At 40.9% G+C, this 17,123-nt stretch carries 13 protein-coding genes; all 13 read right to left on the bottom strand.

All coding sequences use genetic code 11. The features are described 5' to 3' along the window. Window positions 1-36: 36 nt before the first annotated feature. The 13 genes from GW828_RS05675 to GW828_RS05615 all read right to left on the bottom strand — a co-directional run bounded on the left by GW828_RS05675 (window position 37) and on the right by GW828_RS05615 (window position 16,506). Window positions 37-603, bottom strand: a complete 567-nt coding sequence (locus GW828_RS05675; RefSeq protein ID WP_273057729.1) for an acyltransferase — start codon at window positions 601-603, stop codon at window positions 37-39. A gap of 3 nt (window positions 604-606) precedes the next feature. Next, window positions 607-1,716, bottom strand: coding sequence for a dTDP-4-amino-4,6-dideoxy-D-glucose aminotransferase VioA (vioA, locus tag GW828_RS05670; protein WP_273057728.1), 1,110 nt, complete (start codon window positions 1,714-1,716; stop codon window positions 607-609). A 31-nt stretch (window positions 1,717-1,747) separates the two neighbouring features. Next, entirely contained in the window at window positions 1,748-3,175 is a 1,428-nt protein-coding gene (locus GW828_RS05665; protein WP_273057727.1) for a lipopolysaccharide biosynthesis protein, read from the bottom strand. Window positions 3,176-3,180: 5 nt separating this feature from the next. Next, entirely contained in the window at window positions 3,181-4,056 is an 876-nt protein-coding gene (gene rfbA / locus GW828_RS05660) for a glucose-1-phosphate thymidylyltransferase RfbA (protein WP_273057726.1), read from the bottom strand. 60 nt (window positions 4,057-4,116) lie between these two features. Next, the gene (gene rfbB, locus GW828_RS05655; protein ID WP_273057725.1) at window positions 4,117-5,187 is read right to left on the bottom strand and encodes a dTDP-glucose 4,6-dehydratase; all 1,071 of its coding nucleotides are present in this window, start codon (window positions 5,185-5,187) and stop codon (window positions 4,117-4,119) included. 250 nt (window positions 5,188-5,437) lie between these two features. Further along, window positions 5,438-6,418 carry a Wzz/FepE/Etk N-terminal domain-containing protein gene (locus tag GW828_RS05650; RefSeq protein WP_420542417.1) on the bottom strand — a complete coding sequence of 327 codons (981 nt, stop codon included), beginning with the start codon at window positions 6,416-6,418 and terminating at the stop codon, window positions 5,438-5,440. 224 nt (window positions 6,419-6,642) lie between these two features. Next, window positions 6,643-7,020, bottom strand: a complete 378-nt coding sequence (locus tag GW828_RS05645; RefSeq protein WP_273057777.1) for a four helix bundle protein — start codon at window positions 7,018-7,020, stop codon at window positions 6,643-6,645. Between the two features lie 159 nt (window positions 7,021-7,179). Further along, window positions 7,180-9,912, bottom strand: a complete 2,733-nt coding sequence (locus GW828_RS05640) for an SLBB domain-containing protein (RefSeq protein ID WP_273057724.1) — start codon at window positions 9,910-9,912, stop codon at window positions 7,180-7,182. A gap of 488 nt (window positions 9,913-10,400) precedes the next feature. Beyond that, a complete protein-coding gene (gene rfaH / locus GW828_RS05635) occupies window positions 10,401-10,913 on the bottom strand; it encodes a transcription/translation regulatory transformer protein RfaH (RefSeq protein ID WP_273057723.1) in 513 nt (170 codons plus the stop codon). Window positions 10,914-11,835: 922 nt separating this feature from the next. After that, window positions 11,836-12,393: a DUF4136 domain-containing protein gene (locus GW828_RS05630; protein ID WP_273057722.1), complete on the bottom strand. Its 558-nt coding sequence runs from the start codon at window positions 12,391-12,393 to the stop codon at window positions 11,836-11,838. A 268-nt stretch (window positions 12,394-12,661) separates the two neighbouring features. Next, entirely contained in the window at window positions 12,662-14,398 is a 1,737-nt protein-coding gene (locus GW828_RS05625) for a sugar phosphorylase (protein WP_273057721.1), read from the bottom strand. 25 nt (window positions 14,399-14,423) lie between these two features. Beyond that, window positions 14,424-15,644, bottom strand: a complete 1,221-nt coding sequence (locus GW828_RS05620; RefSeq protein WP_273057720.1) for a glycosyltransferase family protein — start codon at window positions 15,642-15,644, stop codon at window positions 14,424-14,426. A gap of 1 nt (window position 15,645) precedes the next feature. After that, window positions 15,646-16,506: an HAD-IIB family hydrolase gene (locus tag GW828_RS05615; RefSeq protein WP_273057719.1), complete on the bottom strand. Its 861-nt coding sequence runs from the start codon at window positions 16,504-16,506 to the stop codon at window positions 15,646-15,648. Between the last annotated feature and the right edge of the window lie 617 nt (window positions 16,507-17,123).

Raw genomic sequence — 17,123 nt, 5'->3', positions numbered from 1 at the left:
CTACAAAATACAATTCAACTTAAAAGATACTAATAGTTAGAAATTTGACTTTTTTATTTTACTTCCTAAACTTTTTATCCTATTTGTTCTCAACTTTAGTAACCTTGCAGGTGCCCCTGTATATATGCCGTATTCTTCACAATTTTTTGTTACAAATGATAAAGCACCTATTGCAACACCTTCATATAAAGACACGCCTGGCAAAATTACTGTCCCACTTCCAATAATCACATGTTCTCCTAAATAAACTGGAGAATGTGTGACATTTGTAAATTCACTTGGCACCATTGGATTCGTCATGTATTGACCACTATAATCATCATTACTTGAATAAATAGAAACTCGGGATGATATGTTACAAAAATCAGATAGAGTAACTTTACCTGCACCAATTATTGATGAATAAACAGCGATATGGATATAACTACCAATTTCAATACCGCCCTCGCCTGCCGATAGCACACAAAAATCATCAATGCGTACATTATTACCAATTTTGATGCGGTGGGCACCATAAATCGAGGCCTTGTCAGAAATCAATACATTAGTACCCAGTTCAGCAAAGCCCATCGTGCTTAATTGTTGATCAGTAAGAAATGCCATCGGTTAATTACCTTTAATTAATGCAACCACCTGTTGCTGATCTTCAATAGTTAGCTCATTGAAAATAGGTAAACACAATACCTTTTCAGCTAAGGTATTGGCCAGAGGTAAATGCGCAGTATCGGCAGTAGTTAAACCCCGATACATAGGCATATTACTAATAAGCGGGTAAAAATAACGGCGCGATAAAATACCATTAGCTTTTAACTTTTCGTAAAGCTCATCTCGGCTTAGTGGGTATTCTGCCTCCACTAATATTGGGAAGTAAGAGAAGTTGCTATTAGCATTGATATCATGCTGATACAGGGTAATGCCGATAACCTCAGCAAGCTCTCTGCGATAACGCGAATCGACGGCTTGGCGCTGCGCCATTGCATCATCAATATGTTTAAGCTGCACTAAACCAAAAGCGGCATTGATTTCACTCATTTTACCGTTAATACCAGGCGCTGTTACAGTTAGCTCATCGGCTATACCAAAGTTTTTTAAGCGATCAATACGCTGCTTGGTTTTGGCATCTGGGCTGATGATAGCTCCACCTTCAAAGGTATTAAATACCTTAGTTGCGTGGAAACTTAAAATCGACAAATCACCCCACTTAAGTAAACTCTCACCTTTATATTTGACCCCAAAAGCATGAGCCGCATCATAAATTACCTTAAGGCCATAGTTATCAGCAATTTTTTGAATGGCTTCTACATCACACGGGTTAGAGTAGCAATGTACCGGCATAATGGCAGTGGTGCGTGGAGTAATGGCTGCTTCTATCTTGGCAGGATCAATATTAAAAGTGGTTGGATCAATATCGACGAACACTGGCTCTAAGCCATTCCAGAGGATCGAATGGCTGGTTGCCACAAACGAATAGGGTGTGGTAATTACCTCGCCGTGAATGCGCATCGCCTGCAAGGCTGTTATAAGCGCAATGGTGGCATTATTAAATAAAGAGACATGCTCAACACCCAAATATTCTGCCAACTTGGCTTCTAACTCTTGATGAAACGGGCCATTATTAGTTAACCAACGGTTATCCCAAATTTGTTCAAGATAAGGCACAAATTCACTTAATTCTGGCAAAAATGGCTGAGTGACGGGGATTGTTTTATTCGTCATATTTACATCCAAAGTAAAAATAATTAAACCATTAACGGTATAAGGTATCGCGCAGTTGCAGCAGCAGTGGCTTTTGCGCCAACACTAAATACATGCCATACGCTAATAAAGCCACACTCAAGTTAACCACTATTTGCGACCAAGCTTGCGAAAAATATAAACCAGCGCCATACCCCAATGCAGCGGCCACTAATACGGCAAACCAAATAGGTAAAATATCTTTACATTGTTGCCATTGGCTTAAATGCGTTAACTTGCCGGTGTAATAGGTGTTAAGTAATAAGGCTAAATAGGAAGTCAAGGTAAAACCGAGGCACATCGCCAGCACGCCGTAAGGAATGCTCAACAGTAGCACAGAAACGCCAATAATTTTTTTCATCACCTCAAGCTTTAAAAACAGATCACTGCGGCCAGTGACTTGCAATAAATTTAAATTGATGGAATGGATTGGGTATAGCATATACCCCAAACACAACACACTAAGCAGCGCTGCGGCACCCTGCCACTGCTCGCCTAAAAAATTAGTCAACAATGGCTTGGCAATTAACCCCAAACCAACTATTAATGGGAAGATCACTATCGATGATAATATTAAGGTTTGACGATAGGCGTTTGCCATTCTATCTGGATCGTCTTGTAACTGACTAAACAACGGGAAAGTAACGCGCTGAATAATGCCCGTTAAGGTAGTCACTGGTACACTGGCTAATTGATTGGCTTGAGTATATTGCCCCACTACGGCAGGGCTAAATTTTTTGCCTATAATGATTTGATACAAATTGTTGTAGATGGCATCCAATAAGCCAGATAATAACAATTTGCTGCCATAACCAAATAGATAATTAAAAGCGTGCCTAGTAATATTGCCCCTGGGTAACCAAGGGACAAAAATATTAAATAATAATGTAGTACAAATAGCATTAAGCAAGGCTTGCACTACCAACGCCCATACTCCATAACCGTTAATTGCTAATATTATCGCTGTTGGCCCACTAATGATCACGCTCAGTACTGATATTTTAGCTTGGGTCTTAAAGTCCATCGCCACATTAAGTTTAACGCGCGGAATTAACGTAAATGCGTTTATTAGCACCGTTAAACCTAAGACCCGCAACAGAGTTTGCAGCTCGGCTTGTTGATAAAAATCTGCTACGAATGGTGCACAGATAAACAAAGCAAGGTAGCAGAATCCCGCCATTGCAATGTTGTAATAAAAGGCAGTTACCAAATCACTTTCTGTACGCTCGTTTTTACGAATTAACGCCGATGTAAAACCACTATCAACAAATACATTAGCAATAGCAATAAACACTGCCAACATCCCCACCAAGCCAAAAGCAGTTGGCCCTAATAATCGCGCCAAATATAAGGTGATTGCGAGTTGTATACCTTGGGTTAAAAAGCGTTCCAAGGCGCTCCATTGCAGACCTTTTTTAGTTTTGCTTGCAAGATCACTCATGTAAATTAGGGCTTACTTAAGGTTAACAGATATTGGCCATAACTGTTTTTGCTCATCAAATCACCGCGCGCTATTAATTGTTCCTCTGTTAGCCAATGCTGTAAATAAGCAATTTCCTCTAAACAGGCTATTTTATAACCTTGGCGTTTTTCTAGCGTTTCCACAAACTGTGCTGCTTCTAAGAGGCTTTCATGGGTACCGGTATCTAGCCAAGCAAATCCTCGACCTAACATTTCTACATGTAAATTGTCGTCATTAAGATACATTTCATTCAATGTGGTAATTTCAAGCTCTCCACGTGACGAAGGTGTAACTAATTTCGCTTGTTTTACTACATTATTTGGATAGAAATATAGGCCAGTCACTGCGTAATGGCTTTTCGGTTTCTTAGGTTTTTCTTCTATTGATATCGCTTTTTGATTAATATCAAATTCTACAACACCGAAACGTTCAGGATCCTTTACTTGATAACCAAACACAGTTGCTCCTGAATGGTTATTCGCTATATCAACTGCTTTTTTAAGTTTAGAGCTAAAGCCTTGACCATAAAAAATATTATCACCCAAGACTAAACAAACAGCATCATCACCAATAAAATCTTCCCCAATAAGAAAGGCTTGAGCCAGCCCATCAGGACTTGGTTGCACCGCATACTCTAGCTTAATGCCGAAACTGGTGCCATCACCTAACAAACGTTGGAATGCGGATTGATCTTCAGGTGTAGTAATAATTAATATTTCACGAATACCTGCAAGCATTAACACTGAGATGGGGTAGTAAATCATTGGCTTGTCATAAACAGGTAATAACTGTTTTGAAACGCCCATTGTAATCGGATACAAACGAGTACCAGAACCACCGGCTAAAATGATGCCTTTCATAAGTAAATAAGTTCCTAGGTAAAACTGGCCCTAGGAAAACTAGGGCTCTAGAGTGAAATATTAAATGCCTAAACGTTCGCGTTGGTAGCTACCATCTTGTACATGCTGGCACCAGGTTTGGTTAGCTAAATACCATTCAACTGTTTTACGTAAGCCAGTTTCGAATGTTTCTTCTGGTTGCCAGTTAAGCTCTTGGCTCATTTTACCTGCGTCAATTGCATAGCGACGATCGTGGCCTGGTCGATCTATTACATAAGTAATTTGTTCCGCGTATGGCGTAGTTTTAGGTACTAGGGCATCTAAAATACTGCAAATGGTGTTTACCACTTCAATATTTTGTTTTTCGTTATGGCCACCAATGTTATAGGTTTCACCTACTTTCCCCTCAGTAACCACTTTAAAGAGTGCTCGCGCGTGATCTTCTACATAGAGCCAATCTCGAATTTGATCACCTTTACCGTAGATAGGAAGTGGCTTGCCTTCTAACGCATTGAGGATCACTAAAGGGATTAACTTTTCAGGAAAATGATACGGACCGTAGTTGTTAGAACAGTTAGTCACAATGGTTGGTAAACCATAAGTACGTAACCAGGCTCTCACCAAATGGTCGCTTGATGCTTTAGATGCAGAATATGGGCTGCTTGGTGCGTATGAAGTAGTTTCAGTAAAAAGAGTTAACTCTTCAGCACTTTGTACTTCATCTGGATGAGGTAAATCACCGTATACTTCGTCAGTTGAGATATGGTGAAAACGAAATGCTTTTTTAGCATCATCCGCTAACGTGTTCCAGTAAGCTCTAGTTGCTTCAAGAAGTGTATAAGTGCCAACGATATTGGTTTGGATGAAATCTGCAGGGCCTGTAATTGAACGGTCAACGTGAGACTCTGCAGCAAGGTGCATTACCGCATCAGGTTTATGGGTACTAAATACTCTGTCTAATTCTGACCGATTACAAATATCAACTTGCTCAAAAGAATAGCGCTCGTTTGATTCAACACTTACTAATGATTCTAAATTACCTGCGTAGGTCAATTTATCTAGATTGATCACACTGTCATTAGTGTTGTTAATGATATGACGAACGACAGCAGAGCCAATAAACCCTGCTCCACCTGTAACTAAAATTTTCATTATTTGATGTTTCCGAGACGTTTAGAATTGTCTATTTAAGCGTGGGTATAGGTTAAATGAATTGAATATTATCAATTTTTCATCTCAGCCTTAAAAACCTTGCTGAGACACTTTTTATCCATTTTGAGACAGGTCAACATTCGCTAACCTGCATAGAGCCTAGGTTTTATGGTTTTCTTGAAAACCATCCCAATAGGCTCATATAACCGTTCGATTCCGGCTCAAAAGCTTTGCCGGAATGACGACGAAGTTAACTTTCTTTTCTAACAAAATATCTAATTAATACCAACATGACACCTAGCATACCACCTAGCATAGTGCCTAACACACAGATTAATGCCCGCTTAGGCTTTGATTTTTCTTCTGGTATTAATGCCGGATCGATGGTTTTAAATACGTACTCATCGCGAACTTCGGCAAACATAATCGTTTTTGCTTGCTCCTCAATTAACTTATATAAAATTGAACGAATGTCGGCAATATTTGTTTGTTCGATTTGAGATTTCAAAAAAGTTGTGCTGCGAGTAGCCTCAGCAACATCACGGTCTTTCATTTCTTTATTAATGTCTTGCACTAACCAATTAACCCATTGATGAGCCACTGCTGGTGAAATGTGTTCGACAGAGACGGTTACCATGCCCGTTTCTTTAGCAGCATTAACGACAATGATTTTACTAAATTCTTTATAGGCTTCTTGCATTGACGGTTCTGGCTTAAACGGTGCATCAACTATACGAAGCCACTTTTTATCGGCTTGGTTATATAATTCATCATCGTAACTAATCGTGTTATCGGCCATATTCCATTTTTTTGCCGCCATTAAGTCAGGCAAAATATTGTGTTTTTGAATAAAGTTACTGGTAAATTGACGAGATTTCATCACCTCGATGGCCATTTGGGTTTTATCAACACCACCGCCACCGCCTAAATTGATGCCAGCCATGCTAGCTAAGCCACCAAACTGTCCTGCAAGTGCAGCTAACCCACCGCCACCTTGATCAGCATCCGCAGGTGCTAACAGCGCTTCGGACTTATAGATATTAGGCTGGTTGATGGCAAAAATAACCGCACCTACAGCAAACACTGCAGTGATGGCGATGATTAGCCATTTTCCTTGCCAAATAACAGCAAAAAGCTCGCGCAAATCGATTTCGTCATTTTCAACGCTGCCCATTGGCTGTGATGAAGCAAAATTGGCGTCATAAGTAGGTTGCAGGTTTTGTTTAGTCATAAGTCTTATTTTTCTTGAAAGAAGAGCGCTACGCTTCTAGGTTCTAGGACGCTTCGCTGCTATACAAGCAAAGTAAAAGCCTAGATTCTAGGACGCTTTGCGGCTAGAGCGCTGCGCTGCTATAAGGTCAAAAGATACCAGCAGAAATCTGCTAAATGTTAAGTTTATTACTGGTTAGAGCGCTTCGCTGCTATACAAGCGGAAATCACAAGCTTGCGTATTAGTCACTTTGTTTGGTAATCGGCATTATCTTCTTTAATCTGTGCTTGTTTTTGTTTAATAAGAGCACCTAATATTTTAGCTAACTCTTTGGCTTCTTTTACCATCGACATAGCTATTTGTTTATCAAGGTATTCGATTTCCGCTCCGATATATAACTGAGTTACAAGCTCACCTAGAGACCCTTTTGCGTAATACAAAAACCTTATCTTTTCTTTTAGGGTTTCACGTTCCTCTCCCTCCGCTATGTTTGAGGGAACAGATAATCCTGAACGTGTAATTTGATCTTTGAAGCCCCAATTACTGACTGACTCAGTAAACAGATAAATTTCACAAGACAATCTAGAAGCTCTTTTCCACACATCCAATTGCTCGAAACGCATATCAGTTCCTTCTGACATTGAGTATCTTGTATCTAGAATCTTAGAGCGCTTCGCTGCTAGAGCGGCCTACGGCCTGCGATAAAACCCTAGAAGCGTAGCGTCCTAGCAGGACGTAGTCCGCCCTCTGGCGAGCCTGCGAGTTTCTAGAACCTCCAGTTCTTAGATACCTGAAACTGCTGCAAATGCGACCGCGGTATTATAAATAATCTGCGTGACTTGCGACCAAAGGGTTAAGTTATCTTTGTACTCAGTGTCTAGCGGTACAATCACAGTATCGCCGGCCGAAATTTGCGAGTCGGTATTAAACCAAATACTTTGTGTTGGCATCATCACTGAACCATCAGCCTTGATAACATAAACTCGGTCTTCATCACCGCGCTCTCTTGGGCCACCAGACATATCTAGATAGTCGCCAAGGGTTAAACCATCTTTAAATCTGTGAGTTGAAGGATGTTGAACCTCACCCATAACGGCAACGGTTTGCTTAATGGTTGGCACATACAATACGTCGCTGTCTTCAAGTTGAACATCAGCTTCTTTAATACCTAACTTAAGCGCATTTAAGTCTATAACTAATCGGCCAACGGCTTTGATGTTTTCTAAGTCAGTTAACATTAATTGTGCTTCGGAATAATTAATGCTTAAGCCATCTTTTGATACCCCACGAGTAGCGATATCTCGGCGCAGTTGATCGGCTAACTTTTTAATTTCAATCTGTTCTTGCATCCGCACTGATTCACGGACAAATACTGCCGCAGAAGGATAAGCGAACTCAGTATAGCCACCAGCTCTAGCGATAACATCTGATAATGTCTCACCACGCCTGATGTTATAAGTACCTGGGAACTTAACTTCCCCTTTAACTTCGACTACTTTTCTTTCTTGCCAGTCTGGCGTAGTCAGAATCGTCATCATATCGCGCCCTTTCAGCTCGATATTGTCTTGTTGGTTACCATTAAGCGCAGCAGAAAGGTTAACTTGTTGGTGAATAATATCGGATACCGCTGAGGTGGTATGAGTGCGTGTTAGTTCAGCTCGTTCAATATAAGCGCCTTCGAGTAGGCCGCCTGCCGCTTTAACTAAGTCGGTCACTTTTGCTGAATTTGTTAACGGGTACACACCTGGATGGCGAACTTTTCCCGCGATAGCAACAATCAAAATGCCATGTTGTGAATTTCCTTGCTGAGTTAGCTTGGTCACAATGGGATACAGCAGTTCTTTACGTGACATAACATTACTGAGTTTGATTAAATCACGATCTTCAAATAAATTAGACAGCATTTTAGCCACTTCGCTGCTAACCAGCGTTTGCTCTTCAGATGATTGCACATTTACTGCGACACCGGCTATTTGATTGGTATATTTGCTTGTTACGGTATTGTCTAAGGTTTCAAATCCAGCTTTAAACAGATCGGCATCCAGTAGTGAGTCACTTTTCAGTGATTTAACTTTGCTGACACGCTTTTTAACTAATGAATTCAATTCAAAACGGTTTTGAGTATCGTCACTGAAGTTAAAGATGATAATTTTATCACGAGGCTGTAAAGCAATGTTTTGAATAGAATTAGGTGATGTAATCGCTTCACCTGGAGCAAACTGCAATGTTTCGATGTCACCATGTTTGTTGATTTCACGAACCACTAAACCGTAGTCGAGGTCAGCAGATAATAATAAATCGCCCCAAATTGAAGGTAATACATCGCTAATACGTTGTTGCTTCCACTGATATTTACCCGGGCGAACCACGGCACCGACCACAGTGATAGCGTCTTCATATTGATTTGAAGCACTTTTAACCCGAATGTAATCACCAGCTTTGGCTAGCGTGTTGTTGCCTTTATCTGAGGTTAAATCAACATTAATAATCGTTTTCAAACCATTAGCATTGTAACGTTCGATACTGCTATTTTTAGGATAGGCATCTTGCTTGATACCGGCAGCCATATTGATGACATCGGCAATAGTTTCATGCTTTTTCAACTCGTAAATAGCAGGACGTTGCACTTCACCAGCGACACTTACTAACCCGCCAATCGATGGAATGAACACTACATCACCAGAACGAAGATTGATGTCTCCAGAAGCATCGCCTCGCAGCAGTAAATCGTATAAATCAAATGAGCCGACTAACTTACCGCCACGCTTAACTTGCACATTACGAAGACTACCGATTTCGTTAACACCACCAGCGACAAACAACGCCTGAGTAATGGTTGATAAACTCGATACAGTATATGAGCCTGGTTTGTAAGCATCGCCAGCAATAAAGATGCGAATTGAACGTAATTCACCCATGGTGATATTAGATTCGATACCAATCGTTTGCTGCTTTATGCGTTTAGATAATTCTTGACGTAAATCGGCAAAGCTTAGTCCAGCAACAGATACTGGGCCTAAATCGGGAATTTGCACTGTGCCATCACGATTAATGGTTAAACTGTATTCGTTGCTTTCTTTGCCATAAAGTTGAACTTTAATCACATCGCCAGGGCCGACCATATAGTCGCTTGGTACAGGTACGTCTGTGACAGGTGCAAAGGTGGTTGGCTCACCAGCAAACATTTCGTAGCCGAAACGTTTTAATTGGTTTTTATCACTGTCTTGGTTGAAATCAAACTCACTCTTTCTAGCGCTTTCTTGCTGTTCATTTGATTGATTTTGACGAGGTTCAACAACAGTAGGGTTGCTTACGTTAACAGCGCTATTGGCACTGCCTGATAACATTGAAGGATCTATTCCATACTGACGCGCAACTCTTTCCTGTTCAGATTTAGGCAATTGTTTAAACTGCTCAATCATTTGCGGTGTTGGGGTAATAGCCTGCACTTGGGTGGTTAAAATAATAAAGGCCGATAAGCCAGCTAGTAACACGTTTTTGGTTTTATGTAGCACCAGATATCTCCAATATTATTTTTTATAAGAAGGTTGTAGGAGCTCGCAGGCTCGCCAGAGAGCGTGACTTCGTCATGCGAGGATGCTGCGCTGCAAGGTTCTAGGAACTCGCAGGCTCGCCAGAGAGCGTGACTTCGTCACTTCTAGGTTCTAGGTCCTAGTAGCGAAGCGTCCTATTTAAGACACGCTACCGCCCATGGATTACGGCTTCCAACATGCCCTTCGCTGTACGAATTTTTAATTTTTCTATTAGCTTTAAACTGAAACAAGCGCTAATCAAGCGCGGAATTATACTCAAAAACAGATTAGGATGCTCAAGTAAAAAATACCTAAACGTTTGTATAATGTTGCAAAAGAGTAAAAACACTATTTAAACGAACAATATTTAACCGTTTAAGGGTAAAAAAGTCTTTTTAAACATTAGTCCTAAATTTACAAATGGACAATTTCCTACAACAAAAACAGCTATTCTCTGACAAAGAGTTTGTTTAAGTCGGTTTATCGGTTGCTGATATTGCTTGTAAACTTGTCAATTCAACCAGAATTCGTTTCTGCTGCCCCATAATGTTAAATAACACATGGCAACGCTTATCAGGATTGTTCTCGTCAAATATGGCTTCAAGATCTTTAAACGGTCCGTCGATAAATTTGACCTTATCGCCTTTGTCTAACGGCTTGATCTCTTCTGGCACATAGCCTTGGACACGTCTTTTAAGTGCCGAAATAATTCTATCGTCAATGGGAGTCATGTCTTCTCGACAACCCACAATACGGTTAGCACCACGGGTATTGTGGATTTTGCTGACACTAGTGATTTGAGGATCGAAATAGATGAACAGATAGCTAGGAAACAGAGGCGCGGTAACCAGTTGCTGTTTGTTACGCACTGTTTTTTGTTGGGTGATCATTGGTAAGTAGCTTTCGACTTCTTGCAAAGCCAAATTTTGCTGAGCACGGACTTCATGCCGTGGCTTGCAATACAGTAAATACCAAGATTTCATTATCTCTCTCTTTTTATATTTGCTCATCAGTCTGAACAAGTGACGTCCCATTCACGGCTTAGGATACTAGCAAACTTCCCTATCCTTTTGAATGGGTATTTAAGCCTTAATGCCTATAAATACAGCGTTTAAATCATCGGTTGATTTTATTTTCATCAAAAACACAAGTCGTTATTGAGTAACTAATTGATTTATCATTCGACGTTGAAAAAACAATTTTAACATATGGTATTCGGTTAATTTTGATTTATGTGTTCTAAAAAGTGGTAATTAACAGTAATTCACAGCAAAAGATTTACTTGAGAGTCAAAAGTGCCATTTTTGTCACTACATCTGAGGTATTAACAAAGTGATAAATCAATCAAGACAGCGAATGAAAGATTCGCCAGTGTCATTTAGGGTATTAACTATTACGGCCTATAGCTTGAGTCGATAATGTCATCATTGCGAGTGTAAGGATCCAACTAGGTTAGGCTCTGTTGATCTTCCAAGCTTGTTGTAGCTGCACATTATTGGTTTATGAAAAAACATAAATGATAACACTGGGCCTTTGCGGTAGCGTTATGCCACATAAAAGCCAATAAACCCCTTGAAATGGCCAACTAACGCAGCTCGAAGGATCAGCTAAAACGTTTTACTCTTTGTTGAGTGCATTTTCTCGAAGTGATAGTTGCTTAGATTGCTAGGCGACATCCACTCACCTCGATTAATATTCTTACATCGAACAAAACTTAATCAGTAAAGGTCACTGACTCTATGCATGCTCACAGTATAATCTTGTTTTGAAGTGTAAATCGTTAACCTTATGCGCTTTATCACAATAAGTCTTTTATGCTCAAACATTGATGAAAAAAAGGTTTATGCAACAAAAAAGCCTCGGTAATCGAGGCTTTTACTAGCGTTGTTTATTTAACGTCAACGTTTACTGTGTCGGCTTAGGTGGATAATCCTTCATAACAGTGTCAATAGCATGATTGATAATCTGGATCCGCTCTTCAGGGGTGTTTTGATCTCGAACAGTATCAGCTACTGTGCCACGCCAAATAAGCTTACCTGTTTTGTTGTCGACTAAGTCGACCATTAAGGTACCAACATCGTATTCACGAACTGTGGTCTCAGTTTGCAGACTACCACCTAATCCCCAGCGTGGACCATAATATGGGTTATAACCAAAGTGGCTATTAAAGGTGTCTATATTGATCTTTTTATCTACTTTGGTGATGTAGTTGACCAGCAAGTCTGCATTTTGCTTGTCTGTTTTACTGATACCTTTTTGGCTCAATTGGGTTTCGATTGCAGCACGAACACGTTGATCCATGAGCCCATCGAGATGATAGCCCGCATCATCAACCTTCTTCTCTACCCATGAGTAGGTTTTATATTGATTAAATGATACCGACGGATCGAAGTCTGAAGATGATTTTAAGGTACTACATGCGCTCAATGCCAATACTGCAGCAGCGATAAATAGGGTTTTCATACAGGCTCCAAAAAACAAGACGTTAATTGTTATTAGCTTATAGAGAGCAAAGGCGTTGTCAAGTTAACAAGATTTCATAGTTGAAGAGCCTAGAGCGCTTCGCTGCTAGGACGCTACGCGGCTAGATACTATAAAATCAACAGCCTAGTCGCGAAGCAACTCAATCTTAGCTGCGAAGCTGTCCCAGCAGGACGCAGTCCGCTCTCTGGCGAGCCTGCGAGTTCCTAGAACCTAGCACCTAGCACCTAGCACCTAGCAGCGTAGCGCCCTAATTACTAATCCACACTGTTTGATATGGTTGCAGTTGCATGGGTTGGGTGATGTCTTCTATTTGCTGCCCGGTTAATAGGTCGACCCAGTATTCTGCAATAATAAGGTTAAGTTCATTAATGGGCAGATCAGTAATTTGGTCCGATACATTACTGATGCAGAAGATACTTTGTTTACGATTACGACTTTGACGCCAGAAACCAAATAGCTGTAACCCAAGGTGTAAGGTAAATTGAGTCGCATTAGGATGAAATGCAATTTGTTGGGTACGAATATTGATTAGATGAGTGAGCGTCGTTAACACTTGGCTGTGGTCGCTGTTAGTATCACTCAGTTGCTCTGTTAATTGGTTGAGATCCCAACGGTGACGATTGATAGCCCGATTATGCGAAGTATTGGCCAGCTTTTCATAATCATTGCGAGTTCCCAATAAACTGTGAATATAAATACCTGGAATACCTTCTAGGGCTAACATAATGCTATGCGCGCACACGAAACGTTGCATCCCCCATGAGTCCTTGCCTTTGGTGGTGCCTTGAAGTGCATCAAACAGGGCGATGTTCATTTCATAAGGTTTTTGCTGGCCATCTTCTGTGGTTCTGGATGAAATTTGGCCACCGAACAGTTTCATTGTCTCGACCAGAGTATCAATCTCATCATCTTCTAGTAAGCCTTCCGCTGGACGTAAACCAATACCATCATGAGAAGCAATAAAATTAAAATAAGTGGTGCCATCTTGAGCAGGCGGCATGCTCATAAGCCAACGCTTTAAATACAAACAGCTACCAGTAATAAGGCTGTTGATCAACAAAGGTGGCAAGGAAAAGTTATATATGCAATGTGCTTCGTTAGCATTACCAAAGTAAGTTAAGTTTTGAGTGTTGGGGATATTGGTTTCGGTAATAATAATGGCATCTTGCTGCGCATGCTCGATCAGGGTCCGCAATAAACGCACCACCTCATGGGTTTGCGCTAAGTTGATGGATTTGTTACCGACTATTTTCCATAAAAAAGCCACCGCATCGAGGCGAAAAATACTCACGCCGGCATCTAAATATTGACGAATGATGCGCACAAACTCGATTAATACTTGTGGATTGCGAAAATCAAAATCAACTTGATCATGGCTAAAGGTGCACCACACATGTTGAGTCCCGTTAGGTGTTTCTGTTGGTCTTAATAATGCTGAGGTTCTTGGCCGAACGACAGCGCTTAAGTCATCATTTGGATTGGCAGTAAAAAAGTAATCATGACCTATACCCTCACCTTTACAGAAATTCTCAAACCATAAGCTCCGACTAGAGCAATGATTGATCACTAAATCTGACATTAACCTCCGTTTACTGGCAATAGCACTAATGTCTGCCCACGAACCTAGCCCTTCGTTGACGCTTGAATAATCAATAACTGAGAAGCCATCGTCTGAACTGTAAGGGAAAAAGGGTAAAATATGCACTGCATTGATGCAACTTAGATAGCTGTCGATAAATTGTGCCAGTGTGGTGAGTGGTCGCTCGCCTTGTTGGATCACACTGTCACCATAAGTGATCATTATGATGTCTTTTTCAGACCAATGATTTGCAAAAGGCTCAGGTACTTGGCAATACTCTGTGATACGCATGATATCAATAAGCTGAGTTGCCAATGCTGACAGGCTGATATTAATGTCGATATCATTATAAATGCAGCTAAGTTGTTGCTGCAGCTTTTGCTGTAATCCATCCATTACTGACATAAAGTGTCCTAGTTAATCGTTTACGTTAACTAAACTCAGCGTTGTCGGCCTCAACTGCGTCTTTAAGCTGCTCAAGTACATCGGGCATGGCACTCACCACTCGGCTCCAGGTTGGCATAAACGGAGTTTCCATTGGATTATCTAAAAAGCGTTGCCCTGCTGTAACGATATTTTGGGCAAACATTTCTACCGCTTTTTCTTCTAAATGAATGTCCGTGGTCAGGCCATTCATGATGGCATCGTTATGGTAGGTTTCGACATAATCGAGTGCAATGCGGTAATACGTCGCCTTGACTGTTCGAAAGGATTCGTTGCTGAAAGTATGTCCTTGCGTCGCCAGTTTACGGAAAAAGGCTTTGGTAATGTCAATCGACATTTTAGACAAACCAGCTTCTTCATTATCCAATGATAAGTCTTGATGTTTATGGTCGTAATTATCAGCAATGTCGACCTGACAAATGCGGTTATGGGAATAATTGCGCTGCATTTCTGATAGCACACCAATTTCTAAGCCCCAGTCGCTTGGAATACGCAGGTCATTGAGCACGTCTCGTCTAAATGAAAACTCACCTGCTAATGGATAACGAAAACTGTCCATGTATTCTAAATATTCGTTATAACCGACTACTTTTTTAAGCGCTTTAATCAACGGCGTAACTAATAGGCGTGACACTCGACCATTAATTTGCCCATTTGAAATTCGCGCGTAATAGCCTTTACTAAACTCGTAATTAAACTGTGGATTGGCTACAGGATAAAGTAAACGAGCCAGCAATGACTTTTCGTAAGTGACAATATCGCAATCATGCAACGCAACCGATTCCGTTTTGCCTGAAGCCAAAATATAGCCCATGCAATACCATACATTACGACCTTTACCCAACTCTTTGGGGGCTAATCCTAATGCCTGTAATTTTGCATCCAGCGCTTGTAAGCGTGGGCCATCATTCCACAAAATGCGGTGATGCTGTGGTAATTCTCCAAAAAAGCTTAACGCGTGTTTGTACTGCTTAAGATCGGCTCTATCTAAGCCAATCACGATTTCGGATAAATACGGCACCTGTTTTAATTTGCTGACGATATCTTTAAGGGCATCACCTTCTAGCTCTGAATACAAGGATGGCAAAATGAGTCCCAACGGACGCGTTTTTGAAAACGTTATTAAATCTTGCTCCAGCTCTTCATGGCTACGTCGGGTTAAATTATGCATTGTGGTAACAATGCCATTTTGGTAAAAATCGGCCATATTACGCCCCTCCTAGTGATAGTTGCTTTACAGGTGATTCAGCCGATGACGACAGTAGAGTTTGTTTAATGCATTCAGCCCAACCTTTAGGGCCAAATTCACTACTTTTGATACTGGGATTTTTAGTCGCTAATGAAGGAAACTCGTGAACAGGGGATTTGATCTGGATTGCCAGATCAGCAGCTTCGAGCATGGCGTTGTCATTACCACTGTCACCGAGTGCAATGGTGGTCACTGGAGTGTTATATTGCTTGGAATAGACACCAGCTAACCATTGCATCGCTTTGCCTTTATCAGTATCGCCACCAACATGAAGAAAGCGTCCTCCTTGCAGAATATGTGCACCAACACGGGTCATTAATTCAATAAAGACTTGTTTATTAGCTTCACTGCCTTGCCAAAGTACTGGCTCGGCATAATTCCGAATCAAAGCCAACCTGGCATTATCTGGCGATAAATCGGTGATCTCACATAATGCTTCAACTGATAGAGATGAAAAACCAATAAAGTCATCGTTAAATGCTTGTGCATGTTGTGTTAACAAATCAAGCCAGTATTCTCGCGGCTGACAAAACTCTTTTACCCAATAATACCCTTGGGTAAATGTGTCTTGTGGTTGTTGGTCAAAGTAACCAATAGGGATATATATTGCCGCACCATTTTCTGAAATAAACGGTGAATTAAAACCAATGGTTTGTTGCAGCTTTTCCATTTCGGCAAAGGTTTTACTAGTATTGGCAATAATCGGAATTTTCCGTTCATTCAATGCTTCAATCACTTCAATCGCATGGCTAAAACTGTAGTCAAAATGATCAAGTAAAGTGCCATCTATGTCAGTAAAGATAAGTGGTCGTGTTGTCATATCCAGTCCTTTTCAATCATTGAACGAAACTAAGCATAGAGCGGACTGCGTCCTGCTAGATCGCTGCGCTGCGAGGTTCTAGGCGCTAGGGCGTGACTTCGTCACTGCTAGGAACGCTACGCGGCTAAGTGCTATACAAGTAATAAATATAGCGAATGAGTCATTATCGCGCTTAATCTAATCCGATTTACTTAAGATAGATTCAGGATATGTGCCAAACGTAATAAGTTTGCACCTTAATAGCACAAATAGACTTTAATCATTGATATAGTTGGTTTTATTAATTTAAAAATAAAGATGAGGTAGAAAGGTGTATTGAACAAGATAAGAAGATATGTGCAACGATGAATAAAAAATGCACCATTTTGGGGCAAATGAAGTGATGGCAAGCTATAGAGCCTAGATGCTAGAACGCTACGCTGCTAGATCCTATAAAATCCTAGCAGCGAAGCAACCCTAGCTGTGACGCAGTCACGTCCTAGTAGCGCAGCGACCCTAGCAGTGACACAGTCACGACCTAGCAGCGAAGCGACACTAGCAGTGACACAGTCACGACCTAGCAGCGAAGCGACACTAGCAGTGACACAGTCACGACCTAGCAGCGAAGCGACACTAGC

It is taken from the genome of Shewanella vesiculosa (assembly GCF_009994065.1).
In the GTDB taxonomy this organism is placed as follows: Bacteria; Pseudomonadota; Gammaproteobacteria; order Enterobacterales; family Shewanellaceae; genus Shewanella; species Shewanella vesiculosa.
The sequence above is the reverse complement of the archived record's forward strand: the minus strand, read 5'-3'. Positions and strand labels throughout refer to the sequence as shown.

Coding starts and splice junctions, on each gene's coding strand:
- GW828_RS05675 (WP_273057729.1), bottom strand. CDS start 603: ATGGCATTTCTTACTGATCAACAATTAAGCACGATGGGCTTTGCTGAA.
- vioA (WP_273057728.1), bottom strand. CDS start 1,716: ATGACGAATAAAACAATCCCCGTCACTCAGCCATTTTTGCCAGAATTA.
- GW828_RS05665 (WP_273057727.1), bottom strand. CDS start 3,175: ATGAGTGATCTTGCAAGCAAAACTAAAAAAGGTCTGCAATGGAGCGCC.
- rfbA (WP_273057726.1), bottom strand. CDS start 4,056: ATGAAAGGCATCATTTTAGCCGGTGGTTCTGGTACTCGTTTGTATCCG.
- rfbB (WP_273057725.1), bottom strand. CDS start 5,187: ATGAAAATTTTAGTTACAGGTGGAGCAGGGTTTATTGGCTCTGCTGTC.
- GW828_RS05650 (WP_420542417.1), bottom strand. CDS start 6,418: ATGACTAAACAAAACCTGCAACCTACTTATGACGCCAATTTTGCTTCA.
- GW828_RS05645 (WP_273057777.1), bottom strand. CDS start 7,020: ATGCGTTTCGAGCAATTGGATGTGTGGAAAAGAGCTTCTAGATTGTCT.
- rfaH (WP_273057723.1), bottom strand. CDS start 10,913: ATGAAATCTTGGTATTTACTGTATTGCAAGCCACGGCATGAAGTCCGT.
- GW828_RS05630 (WP_273057722.1), bottom strand. CDS start 12,393: ATGAAAACCCTATTTATCGCTGCTGCAGTATTGGCATTGAGCGCATGT.
- GW828_RS05625 (WP_273057721.1), bottom strand. CDS start 14,398: ATGTCAGTAATGGATGGATTACAGCAAAAGCTGCAGCAACAACTTAGC.
- GW828_RS05620 (WP_273057720.1), bottom strand. CDS start 15,644: ATGGCCGATTTTTACCAAAATGGCATTGTTACCACAATGCATAATTTA.
- GW828_RS05615 (WP_273057719.1), bottom strand. CDS start 16,506: ATGACAACACGACCACTTATCTTTACTGACATAGATGGCACTTTACTT.